The following is an 18,835-nucleotide window of genomic DNA, read 5'->3' on the forward strand; positions in this document are numbered from 1 at the left end:
AATTTGCTCCTAGCAGCTAGTTCCATATATAGGGTCTACTTTGTAAACACCTAAATCGTTCCCTTTTGTATCCATTACATGAACAGCACAAGCAATACATGGGTCCATACTATGAATAACTCTAATAATCTCTAATGGTTGAGAAATATCTTGTACTTTCATTCCAATTAAATTAGCTTCATAAGGACCTTTAATACCTTTTGAATCTTCTGGACCTGCATTCCATGTTGAAGGAACAACAGCTTGATAGTTTTCAATCACACCATTTTTAATTCTAACCCAGTGAGATAACATTCCCCTTGGAACATCACCAATAAATCTCCCTTTATACTCTTTATTTTTATCAATAGAATAAGGAGCACAAGTTTCTTGGTCTACTTTTAAATTTTCAATTAATGTGTTAAATGTTTCTAAACCATGGTCAATAATTGCTTTAGTTTGTAAACATCTAGCAGCTGTTCTACCTAAAGTTGTAAATAATGCAGCTACAGGTAATCCTGTTTCAGCTAAGAAATCATCAACAATTTTTTTAATTTTTTGATTTCCTTTTGCATATGATACTAACATAGATGCTAAAGGTCCAACTTCCATTGCTTTACCATCATATCTAGGTGATTTAATCCAAGAATATTTACCTTTATCATCAACTGATTTAGATTGAATATCTTCACCTTTTGGTCCAACAGTCATTCTATCTTGTAAACCAGTATATTTAGGGTTAGTTCTACCTTCATATGGATGTAAAGGTTCATTATCTTCATACCAAGCATGAGTAGCTTCTTCTGTGATTAAACTCTCATCAATTTCATAAACTTTACTAAGGTCACCATTTAAAATAATACCTGCATCAAAAAGATATTCTGTTTGATTTAATTGCATAGTATTGTGTGCCATAAAGTTCATAACACCAGCTTCAGCAGTTACAGTTGGTTCACCAATATATGCTGCTCCTGCCATTTTAATGTCTGCATAATAAGCATTTTCTACAAAGTTTGCAACTTCTTTAAATTTAACTAAGAATTCACCCATTCTACTTGGATCTAATAAGTCCATAATACAAGTAACACCACCAACAGTTAAACTTTGTGGATGTGGTTGTTTTCCACCAAAAATCGCCATTAATTGTGCAGCAGTTCTTTGAATCTCTAAAGCTTTAAGATAGTGAGAAGCTACAATTAAGTTTTGCTCAGGTGTTAATCTAAATGTACTGTGTCCCCAATATGCATTTGCAAATGGCCCTAAGTCACCTTTTTCAACAAAAGCTTTTAATTTATCTTTTACTTTTAATAAATCACCTTCACCAGTCGCAACAGGATATTTTGTATATTTTAAAGCTTCCTTAGAAGCTAAAGCAGGATCTGCATCAAGTGCAGAAACAACATCACACCAGTCAAGTCCATGTAAATGATAAAAATGTACTGGGTGGTCATGGATAAATAATGCTTGATTCATTAAAGATCTAGTTAATTGTGCATTTAAAGGAATTTTAATCCCTAATGCATCCTCAACAGCTTCAATTCCAGCTCTATAGTGAGAATATGTACAAACACCACAAATTCTTCCCATAAGAAAACCTGCATCCCTAGGATCTCTATTTTTTACAATAGTTTCAAGCCCTCTCCATAATGTTGCTGAAGAAAAAGCATTTTGAATTACATTATTTTCATCAACTTCAACCTCAATTCTTAAGTGTCCTTCAATTCTTGTAATTGGGTCTACTATTACTCTTTTATTTGCCATCTTAATGTTCCTCTTCTTCTGTTCTTGGTTTTCTAAATGTTGATAGTGCTGCGTGGGCTGCTATACCAATACCTGTAACAGCTAATAACCCTGTTCCTACCTTATCTGCAGTTGCGTCTGCTCCAAGGCCACCAAACACTGTATTATATAATCTATCTGCAACTGGTTCTTCAAATGGTCCCATAGTATCCCAGAAATCTGGTTCAGAGCATCCAATACAACCGTGTCCTGCTTGAATTGGCCAAGAAGTATGTTGATTAAATCTATTTTTACCACAGTTATTAAAAGTATAAGGTCCTTTACAACCTACTTTATATAAACAATAACCTTTTTTAGCACCTTCATCACCGAACTCTTCAACAAATTCACCTGCATCAAAGTGACCTCTTCTTTCACATAAATCATGAATTCTTAATCCATAAGCCCATTTTGGTCTATTATATGCATCTAAAGCTGGAAGTGTTCCAAATAAAATAAAGTGTAATAAAGTACCAACAATATTTTTCTCACTTGGAGGACATCCTGGAACATTAATTACTGGTTTATTAGTGATTTTTGAAAGAGCAACTGCTCCTGTTGGATTTGGAATTGCAGCTTGTACACCACCGAATGAAGAACATGTACCGATTGCAAAAATTGCTTTTGCATGTTCAGATGCATGTTTTGCAGAATGTTCACCAGTATGACCTTTTCCTCCAATTGTTAGATAAAAATCATTTTGACCCTGAGGAATTCCACCTTCAACCATTAAAATATAGTTACCTTTATATTTTTCGATTGCATGTTCTAAATTATCTTCTGCTTGCCAACCTGCACTTGCCATTAATGTTTCATGATATTGTAATGAAATAAAATCAAAAATCAATGAATCAATAGTAGGTGCATCAGTCCTTAATAATGATTCAGAACATCCAGTACATTCTGCCATATGTAACCAAATTACTGGTAATCTATCACTCAACTCAGCAGCTTTTGCAACAAGTGGCGTAAAATTACCAGGCAATGCTAGCATTGCAGTAACAGCTGTAGCCCACTTCATAAAATCTCTTCTTGATATACCTTTTTCTTCTAATACCTTAGGAATAGATTTTGACTCATCCATTCTTGGTAATTTTTCAAGTTTCTCTAATCTTTCAGAGAGCTGTTGAAATAAACCTAAATCTTTCACTCTTTTTTCCTTTCAATTAATAAACATTCATTCATAATAAAAGCATCTTTTAAGTAAGTTTAAAATAAACTTACAAATTCTATCCATAAATGAATATTCATTTTTTTTTAACTTAACAAATCTTACATGACTTAAACTTAACTTTAACTAAAAGTTCAGACCTTTTTTTAAATTTATCTGAAATTATAATTCTTTATTTTTATAAAATGTCATATTAGTGTCACAAATGCCTATTTTTAGCATTGTTCAGGAATATTTTTATTACATAAATTTTACATAATTGAGGTTAATTTTTTGTTTTTTTAGTAGTTGAGATTTATTAGTTAAACTAATAAATCTCAATTGTATTTAGTTTATTTATAATTATATTTCAATTATAAGTCTATTGGATATTCTTTAGGGATAAGAATATTTATATTATTTAATTTTTTATCTAATTTAGATAGAAGTATTGAGTTAGAGAACATGTTTCCACAAAGAATTAAATCTTTTGATTTAATCTCTTCAGATATTTTTGATATATTTTCTTCCATAAAATCTACTAAAGATTCATAAAATGAATAAGCTAACATAGTTTCATCAACATCTGCCATTTTATAACTCATTATACTTTGGATAATTCTTCTGTAATCTAAATAGTTTTTGCCATCAATTTGCATAATTTTCATATCAACTTGTAGACCACTTTTCCCACCAAACATTAAAGCTGTATCTTCAAATTGTTTTCTATTTTTCATTCCTAACACATAAGCTAATAAATTTAAGATTGACTCGAACCCATCTACATCTTTATTTATAAACTCTTTTTCAAAATATTGAGGAAATTTTTTCTTGTAGTTTGTTATTAATCTCTCACAATGTTCATCAATTGAGGCAATATCTTCTAAACATCTTTTTACACTATTTATTACATTTGGAATTAAAATCACATCTTTTTCTCCAGTTGTTGGAATATTGATTTTAATTGCTGATTCATCACTTTCATAAGAGAAATAGATTCCAATTGTTGGTACTACTCTTTTATTAAGTTGTGCAATTGATGCTTTAAATACTGAACCATACTCTTCAAAAAAATCATTAGAAGAATTAACTTGTCTATTTAATTGATAATCATATTTTGGGAAAATCCCTTTTTCACCATGGATTATAATATTTTGTTTATCATTATAACTTACTTTCAAACCATCCTGATAAACATCATCATTAACATATAAAACAAAATTTATACCCTCTTTTTTTAAGGCATCTGCAAAAAGTAATGTTTCTTTATCATCTGGAATTTTTGCATAAATAAATCTTGTACTTGAATATTCACCCTTTGAATTTTGTAAAAGTTTAAATTTTAATTTTACTAATGGTCTTTCAATTGAACAAAGAAGTTGTAAATCTTTTTGTGAGAGTTCAACTAAGTTTGTAAGTGAATTTACATCAGTAATTAAAAGTTTAACCTCTTTACCTTTTTTTTCAAAAAATTCCCTATTTTCAACAGATGGTAAAAATATATCTTTTAAACCATTGTGTGTTTCAAACCTAGATATTCCACCATCTTTTATTTTATTGATATCATTTGTAAAATCTATGTTATTTTCAACTATAATATTTTTAATCTCATCATTAGTCAGTAAAGAAAGATTAATTTTAACACCTTTATCTTCTAGTTCTGCATAATCATTATAATTAAAAGATTCAATAACTTCTGCACTCTCTAAAAAAATTGATAAAGGAAGTTTTTGTTCTAAAATACTAAAAAACCCTTCTATTTTTTCCTGTGTATCATTACAAATAATAAGAATAAAACCTCTATACATTTTTGTTTGTGCTAAAACTTCTGATTCTTTTATTAAACTATCTATTATATCTTTGAAATAAAAATTTGTACTATTGAAATTTATTTTATAAATTAACTCCATGTTGTATCTTCCTCATTAGGGATTCTACTTAAATGCTCCCCGTTATAACTTCCAATTAATTGAAGTCCTATATCTTTTACGCTTTTATTATCTTTTTTAATTGCTTTTATACCAATACTATCTAATTCTTTAATAGTTTGTAAAATAAACTCTTCAAATCTCTCTTCAATTTTTTTTGTAAGTCCTATTTCTACACTTACTATATCTTCTGGAATAATTCCTAAAATAGTCACCTCAGCATGATTTTCTAAAACTGATACTATCTCAAGCATCTCAACAATCTCAACTTCATGAGCTGTTTTTCTATATTGACCTAGTCCTAATAATACATCAGATGGTAATCTAAAAATCTCACCTGGCTTATCTTCAATTGAAACTGTATCTAAAATAATTACATTATCATACTCTTGGAAATATGTCATAAGTTTAAAACCTAAAGTTCCACCCTCTATAATTTCTAAGTCACCTTCAAAGTCATAGTTTTCCTCTAAATATTTAGATGCAAAAATACCTACACCCTCATCCTTAAATAGTACATTTCCAACACCAATTACAATATTTCTCATCAATTTTCCTAGCTTTAAATTCTCATATTCTTGTATTCTTATATTATAAGAAAAAAAATAGGCTGTAGCTAAAACTACAGCCTATTATGTCAATTTTAATTTGACTTACTACTTATCTTCACCTTTTGATGATTTATTTGCAAATTTGTAACCACCAAATACGATATTAATATCACCTTCTCTCCAGAAGATTGTTCTCCAAATTTGATAATAAATATGAGACATTACCCACATTAAAATCAAATACATTGCTGTATGATGTGCAATTCTAACACCCATATTTCCACCAAATACATCTAATGTCCAATCTGTCATTAAATGTAACATCCAAGGCCACCACTCTCCAATTGAACTATGTCCTGATGCTAAGCCATGAACATAAAGTTGAAGTCCAGTTAATAACATAAATACTAATAGAATATGAAAAAGTGTAAAAAACATAATGTTATAAGAATCACTATGTGTTGAATCAAACTTTTTTCTTCTATTAAAAGTAATCAAGTTAAAGAATACTTCACAAAACTCAATAAAGTTTTTCTTTGTTGGCAATATCTTTTTGTATGGTTTTTCAAATCTTGAAAATAGATATAAATAACCAATTAAAATTGCAGAAACATCAAAGATAATTGCTGCAATAAAATGCCCCCATCTATTCCATGCCATCACATATTTATCAACTGCTGGATCAGCAATTAATGTTTGATAGTATGGATATCCTATGTAAAGACCGGTTATGACTGCAACAACCATACAAATCGCATTCACCCAGTGAATGGTTCGCATAATTGGAGTCATTCTCATAACCCGTTTCATTTTAGGCACAGCTTCCTCCTATTGGATCTACTTTATAAACTGCTAATTCTTTACCATTTGTATCAACAATGTGTACAGCACAAGCAATACAAGGGTCAAAACTATGAACTGTTCTAATAATCTCTAATGGCTCATCTGGATTAACTACAGGAGTACCAATTAAAGATGCCTCATATGCTCCAAGTCTACCTTTGTAATCTTTTGGTGCCGCATTCCAAGTAGATGGTACTACAGCTTGATAATTTTCAACTTTTCCATCTTTGATTTTAACCCAATGACCTAAACCACCTCTTGGTGCTTCTGCCATACCAAAACCTTGAGTATCTTTAGAAACTTTATCAAAATCAAACTCTGTCCATGTAGATAAGTCTCCTGAAGCAACATTAACTGCAAGTTCATCACACCATTTTATAATCTCATCAGCCATCATTTCAGATTCAATAGCTCTTGCAGCTGTTCTACCAATTGTTGAGAATAAAACTTTTGTTGGCAAGTTTCCATTTTTTAAGAATGTCGTAACATATTTAGTGATTCTTTCATCACCTTTTGCAACTCCTACTACCATTCTTGCTAATGGACCTACTTCCATTCTCTCATCATTGTATAATGGAGATTTAATCCAAGAATATTTACCTTCTGTATCTAAGTAAGCAATATTGTTTTCTTTTTTAGCAAAACCTGTATATTTTGGATGAGTAACACCATCATAAGGGTGTAGATTTGTATTACCTTCATACCAAGCATGTGTTACATCTTCAGTAATTTTAGTTTGATCTAATTCATAAACTTTAGATAAATCTTTGTTCATAACGATACCACTTGGGAATAATTTAGAAGATTCATAAAATGGTAAATCATCTAATCTAAAATCACCATAAGACATGAAGTTTCCTAATCCTCCACCAATTCCTGCTAATGCTTCATCAGCATACATTGTACCTGCCATATAAATATCTGGAAGATAAGCTTCTTTAATAAATTTTTGTGCTAACTGGATAATATCTTTAAACTCTGCAATTCTAGCTGGATTTTTTAAATCTTGAACACATGTTACACCACCAACAACTATTGATTGTGGATGTGGATTTTTACCACCAAAAATTGCTTGCGCTTTTGCAATTTTTCTTTGTAATTCTAAAGCTTCTAAATAGTGATATAAACCAATTAAGTTTTGCTCAGGAGTTAATTTATAAGCTTTACTTCCCCAATAAGCATTTCCAAATATACCAAGTCTTCCTTGTTTTACATATTTAGTAACTCTTTCTTGAACTTCAATAAAAGTATCTTCACTAGCTTTCCATGATCTTTGACCTGAAAGTTTTGCCCATTTTTGTGCTTCTTCAACAGTTTTCTTTGGATCAGCTTCTAATGCTTTTGTAATATCTACAAAATCTAAAGCATGTAGGTGATAGAAATGAACAACATGGTCATGTAAATATAATGCACCTTGCATTAGGTTTCTAACAATTCTAGCATTTTTTGGAATTGTAACATCAAATGCATGCTCAACAGCCTCAATTGATCTTTGATAGTGAGTACCTGTACAAACACCACAGATTCTCATAGCTAAAAGACCACAGTCTCTTGGATCTCTTCCTTGTAAAATCGTTTCAATACCTCTAAACATAGTTGAAGAACTATAAGCTTCAGTGATTACATTGTTTTCATCAATCACTGCTTCAATTCTTAAGTGTCCCTCAATCCTAGTTATTGGGTCAATTACTACATGTTTACTCATTCTTATTCTCCATCTTCACTATGTTCTGATTTTTTTCCAACTGCTGCACTTGTAACTGCATGCACACCAATACCTATTGCCGTTGCTGTTAATAATCCAAGACCAAACTCATCAACAGTTTTTTCTACTCCACCAGTTGGTGCTTTAATATTAGCTCCAGCCATTGGTCTTTCATAAGCATATTTATCCCAGAAATCAGGTTCTGAACAACCAATACATCCTCGACCAACTCCAATAGGCCAGTTTGCACCTTCATTGTATCTGATAATAGAACAGTTATTAAATGTCATAGGACCTTTACAACCCATTTTATATAAACAGAAGTTGTTTTGTGCTCCAACATCTCCCCACTCTTCAACAAATTCACCAGCATCAAAGTGTGCTCTTCTTTCACAGTTGTCATGGATTCTATATCCAAATGCGAATTTTGGTCTAAGAAGTGAGTCTAATTCAGGAATTTGACCTGTTAAAACATAGTGTAAAACAACTCCTACCATATTTGCAGGGTTTGCAGGACATGCAGGAATGTTTATAATAGGTTTACCTTTTACAATATCCATAACACCAACAGCACCTGTTGGATTTGGAGCAGCTGCTGGAATTCCACCAAATGTTGCACATGTACCAACAGCTACAACAGCTGCTGCATCTTTAGATAATCTTTTTAAATTATCAATATAAGTTTCACCACTAGGTCCTATTGTTCCATATCCACCATCCATTGCTGTTGGAATAGCACCCTCAACAAAAAGTAAATATTTACCTTTAAAATGATGAACTGCATCTTCTAATTGAGCTTCCGCTTGATGACCAGATGCCGCTTGAAGTGTGTGATGATATTCTAAAGATAAAACATCAAAAATTAAATCATCAACAGTGGGAGTTGCAGATCTTAAAATTGCTTCTGAGTTTCCCGCACAATCTTGTAACTCAATCCAAATAACAGGAACTCTATTCATAAGTTCTGTAGCTTCTGCAACAAGAGGAGTAAACATAGGAGGTAACATTAGTGTTGCAGTAGTTGCACTTGCCCACTTCATGAAATCTCTTCTATCTACACCTTCACTCTCTACAACGTCGATAATATCAACATTTTTAAGTGGTGGTTGTTTTTTTAATGCACTTAACCTTGCCTTTGCCTGTTCAAACAAATTGTTATAGTATGCATCACCTTTGTTTGTATCAATTCTTGAGGAATTGGTGGTAAAAACTTTTTTTACCATATCATGAGAATCAACCATATACTGCTCCTTAGTCCAAAAGTCTTATTTAAATGAATGTTCATTTAATTAAATGTAAATTAACGCGTTTAGACTTAAGCAAAACTTATGATTTTTATTTAAAAAAAGTTGAATGATTATTCATTAAATAACCGAAAAAAGGGGAGTGTGACACAAAAGTGTCGTTTTTGTTGGGTTTAGTATAAAATAAGACTAATTTTGTCTATTATTTTTTTATATTTTTACTCATTAGATTTAAGTTTAATTTTATTTTTTAAGTGTTACATATTAACACAATTTTTAATTAATGAGTTGTGCAAACAGAGCAAACATCAAAACTTCTTAATACAATTTTTGCCTTTTCAATAGAGTCATTTCCTATAATTGCTTTTTGAGCAATTGAATAATTATCTTTATCTCCTGGACCTAAATTCCATACAGTTGGAGTAATTACATTATATGAATCTATTTTTCCATATTTGATTTTTACTTCATGATATAAAGAACCACGACTTGCCTCAACAGATGATATACCTGTTGTTTCATCTACCATATTAAAAGAAAATTTTGGTTTTATATAACTTTGTTCTGAGATATCAATTTGTTTTATTAATTCTTTTGTTTTATGTAATAAATATGCAAACTCATCCATTCTAGCCATTACTCTTGTTAGAACAGAATCATCAAATTTTTTATTTAATTTTGTAATAAATTTTCTTTCATTTATCACAGCTCTTGCAAGGGGTCCAGTCTCATAAAAATTATCTAAATACTTAACATTTTTTGCCCAACCATATGCTTGGCTAGACTCTTTATTTGAATCAACATTAAATGTGTATCTAGTACTTTCACAAATATTTTTAAAATCCAAATTACAATTTAATCTTTTATTCTTTTTTCCTGCTTTAAAAGATATAGAATTTGTAAGGGCAATAAATCTATTATATGCTTTTCCAATATTATGGAAATCTTTTTCAAAACTTATATCAATAAAATCTTTTAAATCTAAACCGATTTTTTCTAAATCTGATTCACTATTAAAAGACAAATACTCATCAAAAGAGACTCCTGCAAACTCTTCTTCAAAAAATCTAATTGCATTATCAAGATAGTTTTCCATGGTAGTTAAATCTAAAAGAGTAGGATCACTCATAACCCCACCAGGAGTCATATAAGATGTATGTGGCCATTGTCCTCCAATAATTGCAAGGGATTTTATAATCTCACTAGCTATTGCAGTTCCTTTTAGCCATTTCTTACCTGAAAATGGTTCATAATTTGAATATTCTTTTTTTGAAAGTTTTGCCATATCTGGCATAATAAATAAATAAAACCATTTAATATGCGAATCAATCATCTCAATATTTAGACCAATTTCCCGTAATAGTTTGGCTTTATTTGTTACAGTTAATTTTTCACCCATATTTTCATAAGCATTTTCAAGGGCATCAACAGTTGCTTTTAAATGGGCCTGTCCACAAATTCCACAGATTCTAGGAGTATAAACAAGTGCATCAAGTGCAGACTTTCCTTCTAAAATAAATTCAAAACCTCTAAAGTTTAAAAATTCCATTCTAGCATCGTTTATAATCCCATCATCCCAAGAGCAAACAAGTTTCGCTTCCCCTTCAATTCTTTCTACTAAGTCAACTGTTTTCATATTTCCCTTTCATGAGTTGAGATTTTATCATAAATTGATTATAATTCACCAATGAAAAACTTATTACTAATTATATTATTAACTACAACTTTACTCTTTTCTTCTACCTTAGAAGATTTAAAAATTACAGATGATGATTTTATTAAAATATCTCACTCTTCACAAAAAAATAATATATTTGAAAGAATTAATGATTTGATACAATTAAAAAAATCATTAAGTGATGTTGATGATGACTTTATAAAACTTAATGAAGTTAATGATTTTTATAATACTTATCCATATATAAGCGATGAAACTATTTATAACAAGAAAGATTACTGGGCAACTAGAAAAGAGTTTATAATTAAAGGTGCAGGAGACTGTGAGGATTTTGTTATAGCCAAATATTTTACTTTGATTGAAGTTGGTGTTGATGAATCAAAACTTTCAGTGATACATAATCTTCATAACAATGAATATCATTTGGTTTTAGGATACCAAGAAGAACCACATTCTGAACTATTTATTTTAGATAGTATAAATAAAGAGATTTTACCCCTAACAAAAAGAGAGGATATTTTAGTTTTACATACTCTAGAAACTATTGATTTAAATAATAAAGAGATAGATATTTTATCTGATATAAAAAATTTGAGTAATTATAAATGGACTAAAATTTATTTAAGTTCAAAAAACAAAAAAATTAAATTAATCAATTAGCTTTTTGTGAAGTCTTTCAATTTTGAAAGTTTTTGCAATACCTGTTATTGATAAATATGCTCTTTTATTTATTCCAATTGGCACTTCATCTGGTATACCAATATTCTTTTTAGTTTCAAACATATTATCCCTTGGGAAATCAAATTCTGTACAACCAATACAAGGCATTCCTGCCCTTGTTTTTGTACTAACATCATTCCAAAGTACTTTATTACAATTTGAGTGTGTCATAGGTCCCCTACATCCCTGCTCGTAAAATAAACATCCCTCTTTTGCTCCAAATGAACCCTCAACTTTCCATTCAAAGTATTCATTTCTAGTACAACCATGATGAGCTAAACCATAATATAACTCTTTTGGACGACCTAATTCATCTAAGGCAATTTTTTTATACTGTACTAATGAAAATAGTGTTTGAAATATCCACTCAGGATGAACAGGACAACCAGTAAGATTTACAATTGGATGTTTTAAAATATATAGATTTTCTGTTTCAAGTGAATCTTGAAGACCTTTTATTGTTTTATTCTCTTCAAATTTTTGATGTAGTCCACCATAAGAGGCACATGAGCCAATAGCAATTACATATTTACTTTTTTTGATAAGTTTGTTAAATAGGTCATATGTAGTAGAATCGGAGATAGTAAAAAATTTTTCATCTTTACTTATTGCACCCTCAACTAATAAAAAATCAATCTTCTCATTTGAATTAACTATTTCTTTTAAAGATACATCAGTACTTAAAGATGGATGATAAATCAAATCAAAAGATTTAAAAAAAAGCGCTAACCTATTTTCGTTAGCACTTAAAAATGAATGGGTATTTCCATTGCAAGTTACAGCTTGAAACCATAAAACTTTAGGTTTTTTATTATTCTTCATACTTTAAAGCTCTATAGATATTTTCTGCAACTTCATCTGCATAATCCATAATATCTTTATCTAAAACTTTTTCTCCAGTAAGAAAAGCAAATCCACCTAATGCTCCCATGATCATACCAAATGCAGGGAAGAAATTTTGTTGTCTAAACTCCTTCTTAGCAGCACCTTCATCAAGTAAAATCATAACTTCAGTAACAAAATCACTAACGCAAAGGAAACCTTCACATCCATCACCAAAAACTTCTCTATTTGAAAGATATACTCTTAAAAAGTATTCTATAACCTCTGGCGATTTTTTTACATTTTCAAGATATTTCCTTGTAAACTCAAAGATTTTATCTTTTGAAGAGATATCCATTTGGTTTATCTCTCTTAACTCTATTGCCAATACATTAGTTGAGTATTTTATGGCATATTTAGCTAACTCTTCTTTTGACTTGAAATAGTTATACATATTACCAACACTCATTTTCATAGCTTTTGCAATATCTGGAATTGTTGTATTATAAAAACCATTTTTTGAAAAAAGTTTCAAAGAGTTTTCTATAATATTATTCTTTTTTTCTTCTTTTGCAGACACAATAAATCCTTTTAAGGAAGCTTACTAAACTTTCAAATTGTATTATTATTCAAATTATATTATTAATAAGATAAATAGTAAATGAATATTCATGAAAACTCAAGCATATGCTTGAGTTTCATTATTATCTTGAAGTAACTAATGTAGTTAAGTGGTCAGTAGAAACTTGGTGGAAGTTTAAGTATTTATAAACCCCATCTTTGTTTTCTTCTGTAATTTTCTTAGGAACAATTTCCATATATTCTTCTACAGTTGGAAGTCTTCCAAGTAATGCAGATACCGCAGCCATTTCTGCAGAACCTAAGTATACTTTAGAGTTTTTACCAAGTCTATTATCAAAGTTTCTTGTAGAAGTAGAGAATACAACTGATCCTTCACTTACTTGTGCTTGGTTACCCATACATAAAGAACATCCAGGGATTTCTAGTCTTGCACCAGCTGCTGCAAAAATTGCATAATAACCCTCTTCAGTTAATTGAGCTTCATCCATTTTTGTTGGAGGAGCAACCCATAATTTAGCAGGAACTTCACCCTCACCTTTAAGAACTTCACCTAAAGCTCTGAAAAGACCAATATTAGTCATACAAGAACCAACAAATACCTCTTCAATTTTCTTAGGTCTAGAATCATCAGCTAAAATCTCAGAAATTGTAGCAACATCATCTGGATCGTTTGGACAAGCTAAGATTGGTTCAGTAATTGTATTTAAGTCAATTTCGATAACTGCTTTATATTCAGCATCTGCATCTGGCTCAATTAATTCTGGATTTGCTAACCATTCTTTCATTTTGTCAGCTCTTCTTTGAAGAGTTCTAGCATCTTCATAACCCTCTTCAATCATTTTTTCAATTAAAGCGATATTTGAAGATAAGTACTCAATAATTGGTTCTTTATTTAATTGAACAGAACAAGCTGCTGCTGATCTTTCTGCTGCTGCATCAGATAATTCAAATGCTTGCTCAACTTTTAAATCTGGTAAACCTTGGATTTCAATAATTGTACCAGCAAAAACATTCTTTTTATTTTTCTTAGGAACAGTTAATAAACCATCTTGAATTGCTTGATATGGAATAGCGTTAACTAAATCTCTTAAAGTAATTCCTGGTTGCATTTCACCTTTAAATTTAACTAATACAGACTCTGGCATAGTTAATGGCATCATACCAGTAACACCAGCAAATGCAATAAGACCAGAACCAGCTGGGAATGAGATACCAATTGGGAATCTTGTGTGAGAATCTCCACCTGTTCCAACTGTATCTGGTAAACATAATCTATTTAACCATGAGTGAATAACACCATCACCTGGCTTAAGTGTAACACCACCTCTTGAGTTGATGAAATCTGGTAAAGTATGTCTTAATTTAATATCTGCTGGTTTTGGATAAGCAGCAGTGTGACAGAATGATTGCATAACCATATCAGCACCAAAAGATAATGCTGCAAGCTCTTTAATCTCATCTCTTGTCATTGGTCCAGTTGTATCTTGAGATCCAACAGTTGTAGCGATTGGCTCAACGTACATACCAGGTCTAACACCTTCCATACCACAAGCTCTACCTACCATTTTTTGTGCTTGAGAGAATCCTTTTCCAGAATCAGCTGGTTGCTCAGGAGTAATGAACATATCAGATGCTCCTAAACCTAAAGTTTCTCTAGCTTTTGCAGTTAAACCTTTACCAATAATTAAAGGAATTCTTCCCCCTGCTCTCATCTCATCTGTTAATGTATTTGGAGCTAATTTAAATTCTGAAACAACTTCACCATTTTTAAGGATTTGTCCAGCATATGGTTTTACAATAATTTCATCACCAGTTTCTAATTCATCAACTGGAGCTTGGATTGGTAAACATCCTGAATCTTCTGCAGTATTGAAGAAAATTGGAGCAATAATAGAACCAATTACAACACCACCTGTTCTTTTATTTGGAACACCTGGAATATCTCTACCCATATGCCATTGAACAGAGTTAATACCTGATTTTCTTGAAGAACCAGTACCAACTACATCTCCAACGTAAGCTAAAGGATTACCCATAGCTCTTAATTCTTCCATTTTTTCTAATGGTTTTTCCATTCTTGATTGTAACATTGCAGTTGCATGTAATGGGATATCTGGTCTTGTAAACGCAACAGTTGCAGGAGATAAATCATCTGTGTTTGTTTCACCAGGAATTTTGTAAACAGTTAATTTAATTTCTTCTTCTAAAGCTGGTTTGTTTGTGAACCACTCAGCATTTGCCCATGATTCAATTACTTCTTTTGCTTTTTCATTTCCAGCATCCATTAAATCTTTTACATCATTGAATGCATCGTATACTAAGATAGTGTTTTTTAATTGTGTAGCTGCAATATCTGCAACCTCTTCAACTTTTAGAGCATCGATTAATGGAGTAACATTAAATCCACCCATCATAGTTCCAAGAATCTCAACAGCTTCAGTTTTTGAAATCACTGAACATGTTACATTTCCTTGTACAATATCATTTAAAAATGCAGCTTTTACATATGCTGCATCATCAACACCTGGATTAATTTTATTTTTGAATAATTCTAAACAGTAATCTGCTTCCTCAACAGTATCTGCTTTTAATAATTCAACTAGCTGTGCAGTTTCTTCCGCAGTTAAAGCTAGTGGTGGTAATCCACCTTCATTTAATCTCTCTTGTGTATGTGCTTTATAAGTAGCTAATAAACTCATATAGATTTCTCCTAGTAATTTTGTAGCACTAGTATAGCATAATGTTTATTTGCTTGAATGTACAATTTTTGTAAATAAGGATACATTTTTTTACAATTAAAATAAAAGTTACTAAAAGTAATACAATTTTTACATAAGATTACTATAAGTACACACAATTGCTATTAATTAAAAACAAAATCTAATCTTTGTATTTAAGTTTAATTTTTTTATTATGATTTTTAAAACTTCATTGTACAATTTTAGTACATTATTTTTTTGGATTGTACATGTTTTAGTAAATATATTTTTGTATAATAAAGTAATCAGGAGATTAAAATGTTAAAAAAACTTGAAGAAAAACTTCATAGTGAAATACCTATGACAAAATATATGCAATTAACACTTGAAGAATTAAATGATAATAACTTAATTACAAAAGCTCCTCTAAAACCAAATATTAATGACAAAGGTACAGGTTTTGCAGGAAGTTTAAATACAATTGCCACAATTTCAGCTTGGTGTGTATGTTATTTAGAAGCTTCAAAATTGGGCTTAGATAATTGTATGATTGCAATAATAAAAAGTGATATATCATATAGAGCACCTATTACAAAAGATTTTAAATGTATTAGCTATTTACCTTCAGAAGAACAGATAAAACTTTTTGAAAAAAAATTAAAAGAAAAAAATAGTTCATCTTTAAAAATCAAAGGGGAGATTATTGAAGATGGAAAACTTTGTTTAGATTTTGAAGGAATTTATGTAATAAAAAAAAGATAGTTCACATTTTTTCTACAAAGGCATGATATAATTTATTATGAAAAGATTTATTACTTTATTATTTATTTTTACTAATTGTATACTTTTTGCCAAAACAATAGAAGCAAACTACTCAATAAGCTATGGCTCATTTTTAGATTTAGGTATTGCACATACAAAATTAACTTATAATAAAAGTGACTATGAGATTATGATTGAAGCTAAAACCACTGGTATAGCAAAAATTTTAACTAATAATAGGATAGAAATTTATAAAAGCGTAGGTAGTTTTATTGATAATAAATTTATCCCTAAAAAATTTGTAAAAATCAAGAAAAACAACAATAGTTCAAGAATGAAAGAATATACCTTTGATTATAAGAATAAAAAAATTCTAGTTAAGACTACAAATGAAGGTATTAAAAAAAGTGTTAACAATGAACTGAAATTTGAAAATAAAACTTTTTACAATGAACATAAAGATGAGCTTGGTTTTTTCACAAAAAATGATTTATTGTCACTATTTTTTAACTTAAAAGAACTAATAGAATTTAAAGAGGGAAAGAGTTATTCCTTTAGTGCAGTTGGAGCAAATAAAATAGATGGAAAAATTAATTTATTTATCCCTTCAAAAGAGAAAAAACTTATTGTTTACATAAATCAAAAAATTTTTGGTAGTGAAAAAGGGGAGCTTTTATTATCTTTAAATAATGAAGGTTTTTGTAGTATTGCTATTTTAAAAGATGTAGTCTTTTTTGGCGATATTATTGGAGAAATGACAGATTTTAAAATAAATAAAGGATAAAAATGAAAAGAAATTTATTTCTATTGTTCACACTTTCTATATTAATAACAGGTTGTACTAATAAAGCTCCCTATACACAAAGAAGTCAGATGATATTACTTTCACACTCACAGGAGATGGCTTTAGGTGAACAATCATACAAAGAAACTTTAAAAAAATCTGATGTAATAACAAATACAATAGAATCAAGAAGAATAAAATCAATTGGTCAAAGAATTGCTAATGTTGTTAATAGAAGTGATTATAAATGGGAATTTAACTTAGTTAAAAATGAGGCAAAAAATGCATTTTGCCTACCTGGAGGAAAAGTTGTTGTATATACAGGTATACTAGAAGTTGCCAAAAATGATGACCAATTAGCAACTGTTATGTCCCATGAAATTGCCCATGCCCTTGCAAGACATGGAGCTGAAAGAATGAGTACAGGGATGGTTGCACAAGGGGCACAATTAATAGGAAATATACTTATTAGTTCAAAAGCTCCCCATCTATCACAATCTTTTAATATTGCTTATGGCTTAGGTGCCCAATATGGAGTTTTATTACCTTATGGAAGGATTCAAGAAAATGAAGCAGATGAAATAGGAATATATCTTATGCATGAAGCAGGATATAATGTTTATGAAGCTTTAAATTTCTGGCAAAATATGAGTAAAGGGAAAAAAGAAAGTATAGAATTTTTATCAACCCATCCAAGTTCAACAACAAGAATTGCTAATATTAAAAAAGCCATCTCTAAAATTGAAAAAACACAAAATCAGACAATTAAAAAACCAATTATAAATAGTAATATGTTAGGGAATAAAATAAATTAAAAGATAGAGAAACCTCTATCTTTTTTTATGCTATATTAGTATAAACAGCTTGAACATCATCATCATCTTCAAGCTTTTCTAAAAGTTTACCAATCTCTTCTTGTTGTTCTTCTGTAAACTCTTGTGGATTATTTGGAATTCTTTTTAATTCAGCTTTTGTAAGTTCAATACCTAAATCTTCAAATGCTTTATTTAATGTTCCAAAGTCAGTATATTCAGCTGTAACTAATACAACTCCATCTTCCTCTTCAATCTCTTCAAGTCCAGCATCAATTAGTTCTAATTCTAACTCTTCTAAATCCATATCTTCAGGTTTATTAAATTCAAAAATTGCTTTTCTATCAAAGAAAAATTCCAATGAACCTGTTGGTACTACTTGCCCACCGTTTTTATTAAAATGCATTTTTACATTTGCTACAGTTCTTGTATTATTATCAGTTGCAGTTTCTACAAAAACTAAAACACCATGAGGACCTTTACCTTCAAAATTTACATCTGTATAGTTTGCTGCATCTTTTCCTGTAGCTCTTTTAATAGCCGCATCAATATTTGTTTTTGGCATATTTTCAGCTTTTGCATTTAAGATTGCTGTTCTAAGTGCAGAGTTCATCTCTGGATCACCGCCACCTGCTTTTGCTGCAATTTCAATTGCTTTTGCAAGTTTAGGGAATACTCTTGACATTGCTCCCCATCTTTTCATCTTAGCTGCTTTTCTATATTCAAAGGCTCTACCCATTAAAAATCTCCAATAATTTCTAAAATTTCGGGATTATAGCAAGTTTGTAATTAAAAGT

16 protein-coding genes are annotated in these 18,835 nt (G+C 30.2%); 4 read left to right on the forward strand and 12 right to left on the reverse strand.

Annotation, left to right across the window (positions count from 1 at the left end; translation table 11 throughout):
• Positions 1-9: 9 nt before the first annotated feature.
• From FDK22_RS00550 to FDK22_RS00585, 8 genes are all read right to left on the reverse strand, one after another.
• Positions 10-1,740 carry a nickel-dependent hydrogenase large subunit gene (locus FDK22_RS00550; RefSeq protein WP_138150826.1) on the reverse strand — a complete coding sequence of 577 codons (1,731 nt, stop codon included), beginning with the start codon at positions 1,738-1,740 and terminating at the stop codon, positions 10-12.
• Between the two features lies 1 nt (position 1,741).
• Positions 1,742-2,842 carry a hydrogenase small subunit gene (locus FDK22_RS00555; RefSeq protein WP_212744975.1) on the reverse strand — a complete coding sequence of 367 codons (1,101 nt, stop codon included), beginning with the start codon at positions 2,840-2,842 and terminating at the stop codon, positions 1,742-1,744.
• Between the two features lie 440 nt (positions 2,843-3,282).
• Positions 3,283-4,818, reverse strand: coding sequence for a Kae1-like domain-containing protein (locus tag FDK22_RS00560; RefSeq protein WP_138150828.1), 1,536 nt, complete (start codon positions 4,816-4,818; stop codon positions 3,283-3,285).
• Entirely contained in the window at positions 4,809-5,384 is a 576-nt protein-coding gene (locus tag FDK22_RS00565; protein WP_171012877.1) for a HyaD/HybD family hydrogenase maturation endopeptidase, read from the reverse strand. The genes FDK22_RS00560 and FDK22_RS00565 overlap by 10 nt, the downstream gene beginning before the upstream one ends.
• Before the next feature lie 108 nt (positions 5,385-5,492).
• A complete protein-coding gene (locus FDK22_RS00570; RefSeq protein ID WP_138150830.1) occupies positions 5,493-6,197 on the reverse strand; it encodes a cytochrome b/b6 domain-containing protein in 705 nt (234 codons plus the stop codon).
• Between the two features lies 1 nt (position 6,198).
• Positions 6,199-7,935: a nickel-dependent hydrogenase large subunit gene (locus FDK22_RS00575; RefSeq protein WP_138150831.1), complete on the reverse strand. Its 1,737-nt coding sequence runs from the start codon at positions 7,933-7,935 to the stop codon at positions 6,199-6,201.
• 2 nt (positions 7,936-7,937) lie between these two features.
• Complete coding sequence (locus FDK22_RS00580; RefSeq protein ID WP_138150832.1) at positions 7,938-9,176, reverse strand: hydrogenase small subunit; 1,239 nt, start codon at positions 9,174-9,176, stop codon at positions 7,938-7,940.
• Between the two features lie 283 nt (positions 9,177-9,459).
• A complete protein-coding gene (locus FDK22_RS00585) occupies positions 9,460-10,815 on the reverse strand; it encodes a nickel-dependent hydrogenase large subunit (RefSeq protein ID WP_138150833.1) in 1,356 nt (451 codons plus the stop codon).
• A gap of 51 nt (positions 10,816-10,866) precedes the next feature.
• On the opposite strand from FDK22_RS00585, the gene FDK22_RS00590 reads away from it, so the two are divergent.
• Positions 10,867-11,517, forward strand: a complete 651-nt coding sequence (locus FDK22_RS00590; protein ID WP_138150834.1) for a transglutaminase-like cysteine peptidase — start codon at positions 10,867-10,869, stop codon at positions 11,515-11,517.
• On the opposite strand, the gene FDK22_RS00595 is transcribed toward FDK22_RS00590, so the two are convergent.
• From FDK22_RS00595 to FDK22_RS00605, 3 genes are all read right to left on the reverse strand, one after another.
• Positions 11,506-12,399 (reverse strand): NADH-quinone oxidoreductase subunit B family protein, encoded by an 894-nt coding sequence (locus FDK22_RS00595; RefSeq protein ID WP_138150835.1) that lies wholly within the window; start codon positions 12,397-12,399, stop codon positions 11,506-11,508. The genes FDK22_RS00590 and FDK22_RS00595 overlap by 12 nt on opposite strands.
• Positions 12,389-12,979 carry a TetR/AcrR family transcriptional regulator gene (locus FDK22_RS00600; RefSeq protein ID WP_171012878.1) on the reverse strand — a complete coding sequence of 197 codons (591 nt, stop codon included), beginning with the start codon at positions 12,977-12,979 and terminating at the stop codon, positions 12,389-12,391. The genes FDK22_RS00595 and FDK22_RS00600 overlap by 11 nt, the downstream gene beginning before the upstream one ends.
• Before the next feature lie 124 nt (positions 12,980-13,103).
• A complete protein-coding gene (locus tag FDK22_RS00605) occupies positions 13,104-15,680 on the reverse strand; it encodes a bifunctional aconitate hydratase 2/2-methylisocitrate dehydratase (protein ID WP_138150837.1) in 2,577 nt (858 codons plus the stop codon).
• A 318-nt stretch (positions 15,681-15,998) separates the two neighbouring features.
• Between FDK22_RS00605 and FDK22_RS00610 the strand changes: the two genes are divergently transcribed.
• From FDK22_RS00610 to FDK22_RS00620, 3 genes are read left to right on the forward strand one after another with little or no spacing between them, the layout of a single operon-like run.
• Complete coding sequence (locus FDK22_RS00610; protein ID WP_138150838.1) at positions 15,999-16,442, forward strand: YiiD C-terminal domain-containing protein; 444 nt, start codon at positions 15,999-16,001, stop codon at positions 16,440-16,442.
• Between the two features lie 37 nt (positions 16,443-16,479).
• The gene (locus FDK22_RS00615) at positions 16,480-17,226 is read left to right on the forward strand and encodes a DUF3108 domain-containing protein (protein WP_138150839.1); all 747 of its coding nucleotides are present in this window, start codon (positions 16,480-16,482) and stop codon (positions 17,224-17,226) included.
• Positions 17,227-17,228: 2 nt separating this feature from the next.
• On the forward strand, positions 17,229-18,041 hold the full coding sequence (locus FDK22_RS00620; RefSeq protein WP_138150840.1) for a M48 family metallopeptidase: 813 nt from the start codon (positions 17,229-17,231) through the stop codon (positions 18,039-18,041).
• A gap of 25 nt (positions 18,042-18,066) precedes the next feature.
• On the opposite strand, the gene FDK22_RS00625 is transcribed toward FDK22_RS00620, so the two are convergent.
• A complete protein-coding gene (locus FDK22_RS00625) occupies positions 18,067-18,777 on the reverse strand; it encodes a YebC/PmpR family DNA-binding transcriptional regulator (protein ID WP_138150841.1) in 711 nt (236 codons plus the stop codon).
• Between the last annotated feature and the right edge of the window lie 58 nt (positions 18,778-18,835).

The organism is Arcobacter arenosus, assembly GCF_005771535.1.
Classification (GTDB): Bacteria; Campylobacterota; Campylobacteria; order Campylobacterales; family Arcobacteraceae; genus Halarcobacter; species Halarcobacter arenosus.

Bases quoted from the DNA above. Each gene is read 5' to 3' on its own strand.
- FDK22_RS00610 (WP_138150838.1), top strand. From the start codon at position 15,999: ATGTTAAAAAAACTTGAAGAAAAACTTCATAGTGAAATACCTATGACA.
- FDK22_RS00565 (WP_171012877.1), bottom strand. From the start codon at position 5,384: ATGAGAAATATTGTAATTGGTGTTGGAAATGTACTATTTAAGGATGAG.
- FDK22_RS00575 (WP_138150831.1), bottom strand. From the start codon at position 7,935: ATGAGTAAACATGTAGTAATTGACCCAATAACTAGGATTGAGGGACAC.
- FDK22_RS00585 (WP_138150833.1), bottom strand. From the start codon at position 10,815: ATGAAAACAGTTGACTTAGTAGAAAGAATTGAAGGGGAAGCGAAACTT.
- FDK22_RS00570 (WP_138150830.1), bottom strand. From the start codon at position 6,197: ATGAAACGGGTTATGAGAATGACTCCAATTATGCGAACCATTCACTGG.
- FDK22_RS00555 (WP_212744975.1), bottom strand. From the start codon at position 2,842: ATGGATGAGTCAAAATCTATTCCTAAGGTATTAGAAGAAAAAGGTATA.
- FDK22_RS00605 (WP_138150837.1), bottom strand. From the start codon at position 15,680: ATGAGTTTATTAGCTACTTATAAAGCACATACACAAGAGAGATTAAAT.
- FDK22_RS00595 (WP_138150835.1), bottom strand. From the start codon at position 12,399: ATGAAGAATAATAAAAAACCTAAAGTTTTATGGTTTCAAGCTGTAACT.
- FDK22_RS00550 (WP_138150826.1), bottom strand. From the start codon at position 1,740: ATGGCAAATAAAAGAGTAATAGTAGACCCAATTACAAGAATTGAAGGA.
- FDK22_RS00580 (WP_138150832.1), bottom strand. From the start codon at position 9,176: ATGGTTGATTCTCATGATATGGTAAAAAAAGTTTTTACCACCAATTCC.
- FDK22_RS00560 (WP_138150828.1), bottom strand. From the start codon at position 4,818: ATGGAGTTAATTTATAAAATAAATTTCAATAGTACAAATTTTTATTTC.
- FDK22_RS00615 (WP_138150839.1), top strand. From the start codon at position 16,480: ATGAAAAGATTTATTACTTTATTATTTATTTTTACTAATTGTATACTT.
- FDK22_RS00590 (WP_138150834.1), top strand. From the start codon at position 10,867: ATGAAAAACTTATTACTAATTATATTATTAACTACAACTTTACTCTTT.
- FDK22_RS00625 (WP_138150841.1), bottom strand. From the start codon at position 18,777: ATGGGTAGAGCCTTTGAATATAGAAAAGCAGCTAAGATGAAAAGATGG.
- FDK22_RS00620 (WP_138150840.1), top strand. From the start codon at position 17,229: ATGAAAAGAAATTTATTTCTATTGTTCACACTTTCTATATTAATAACA.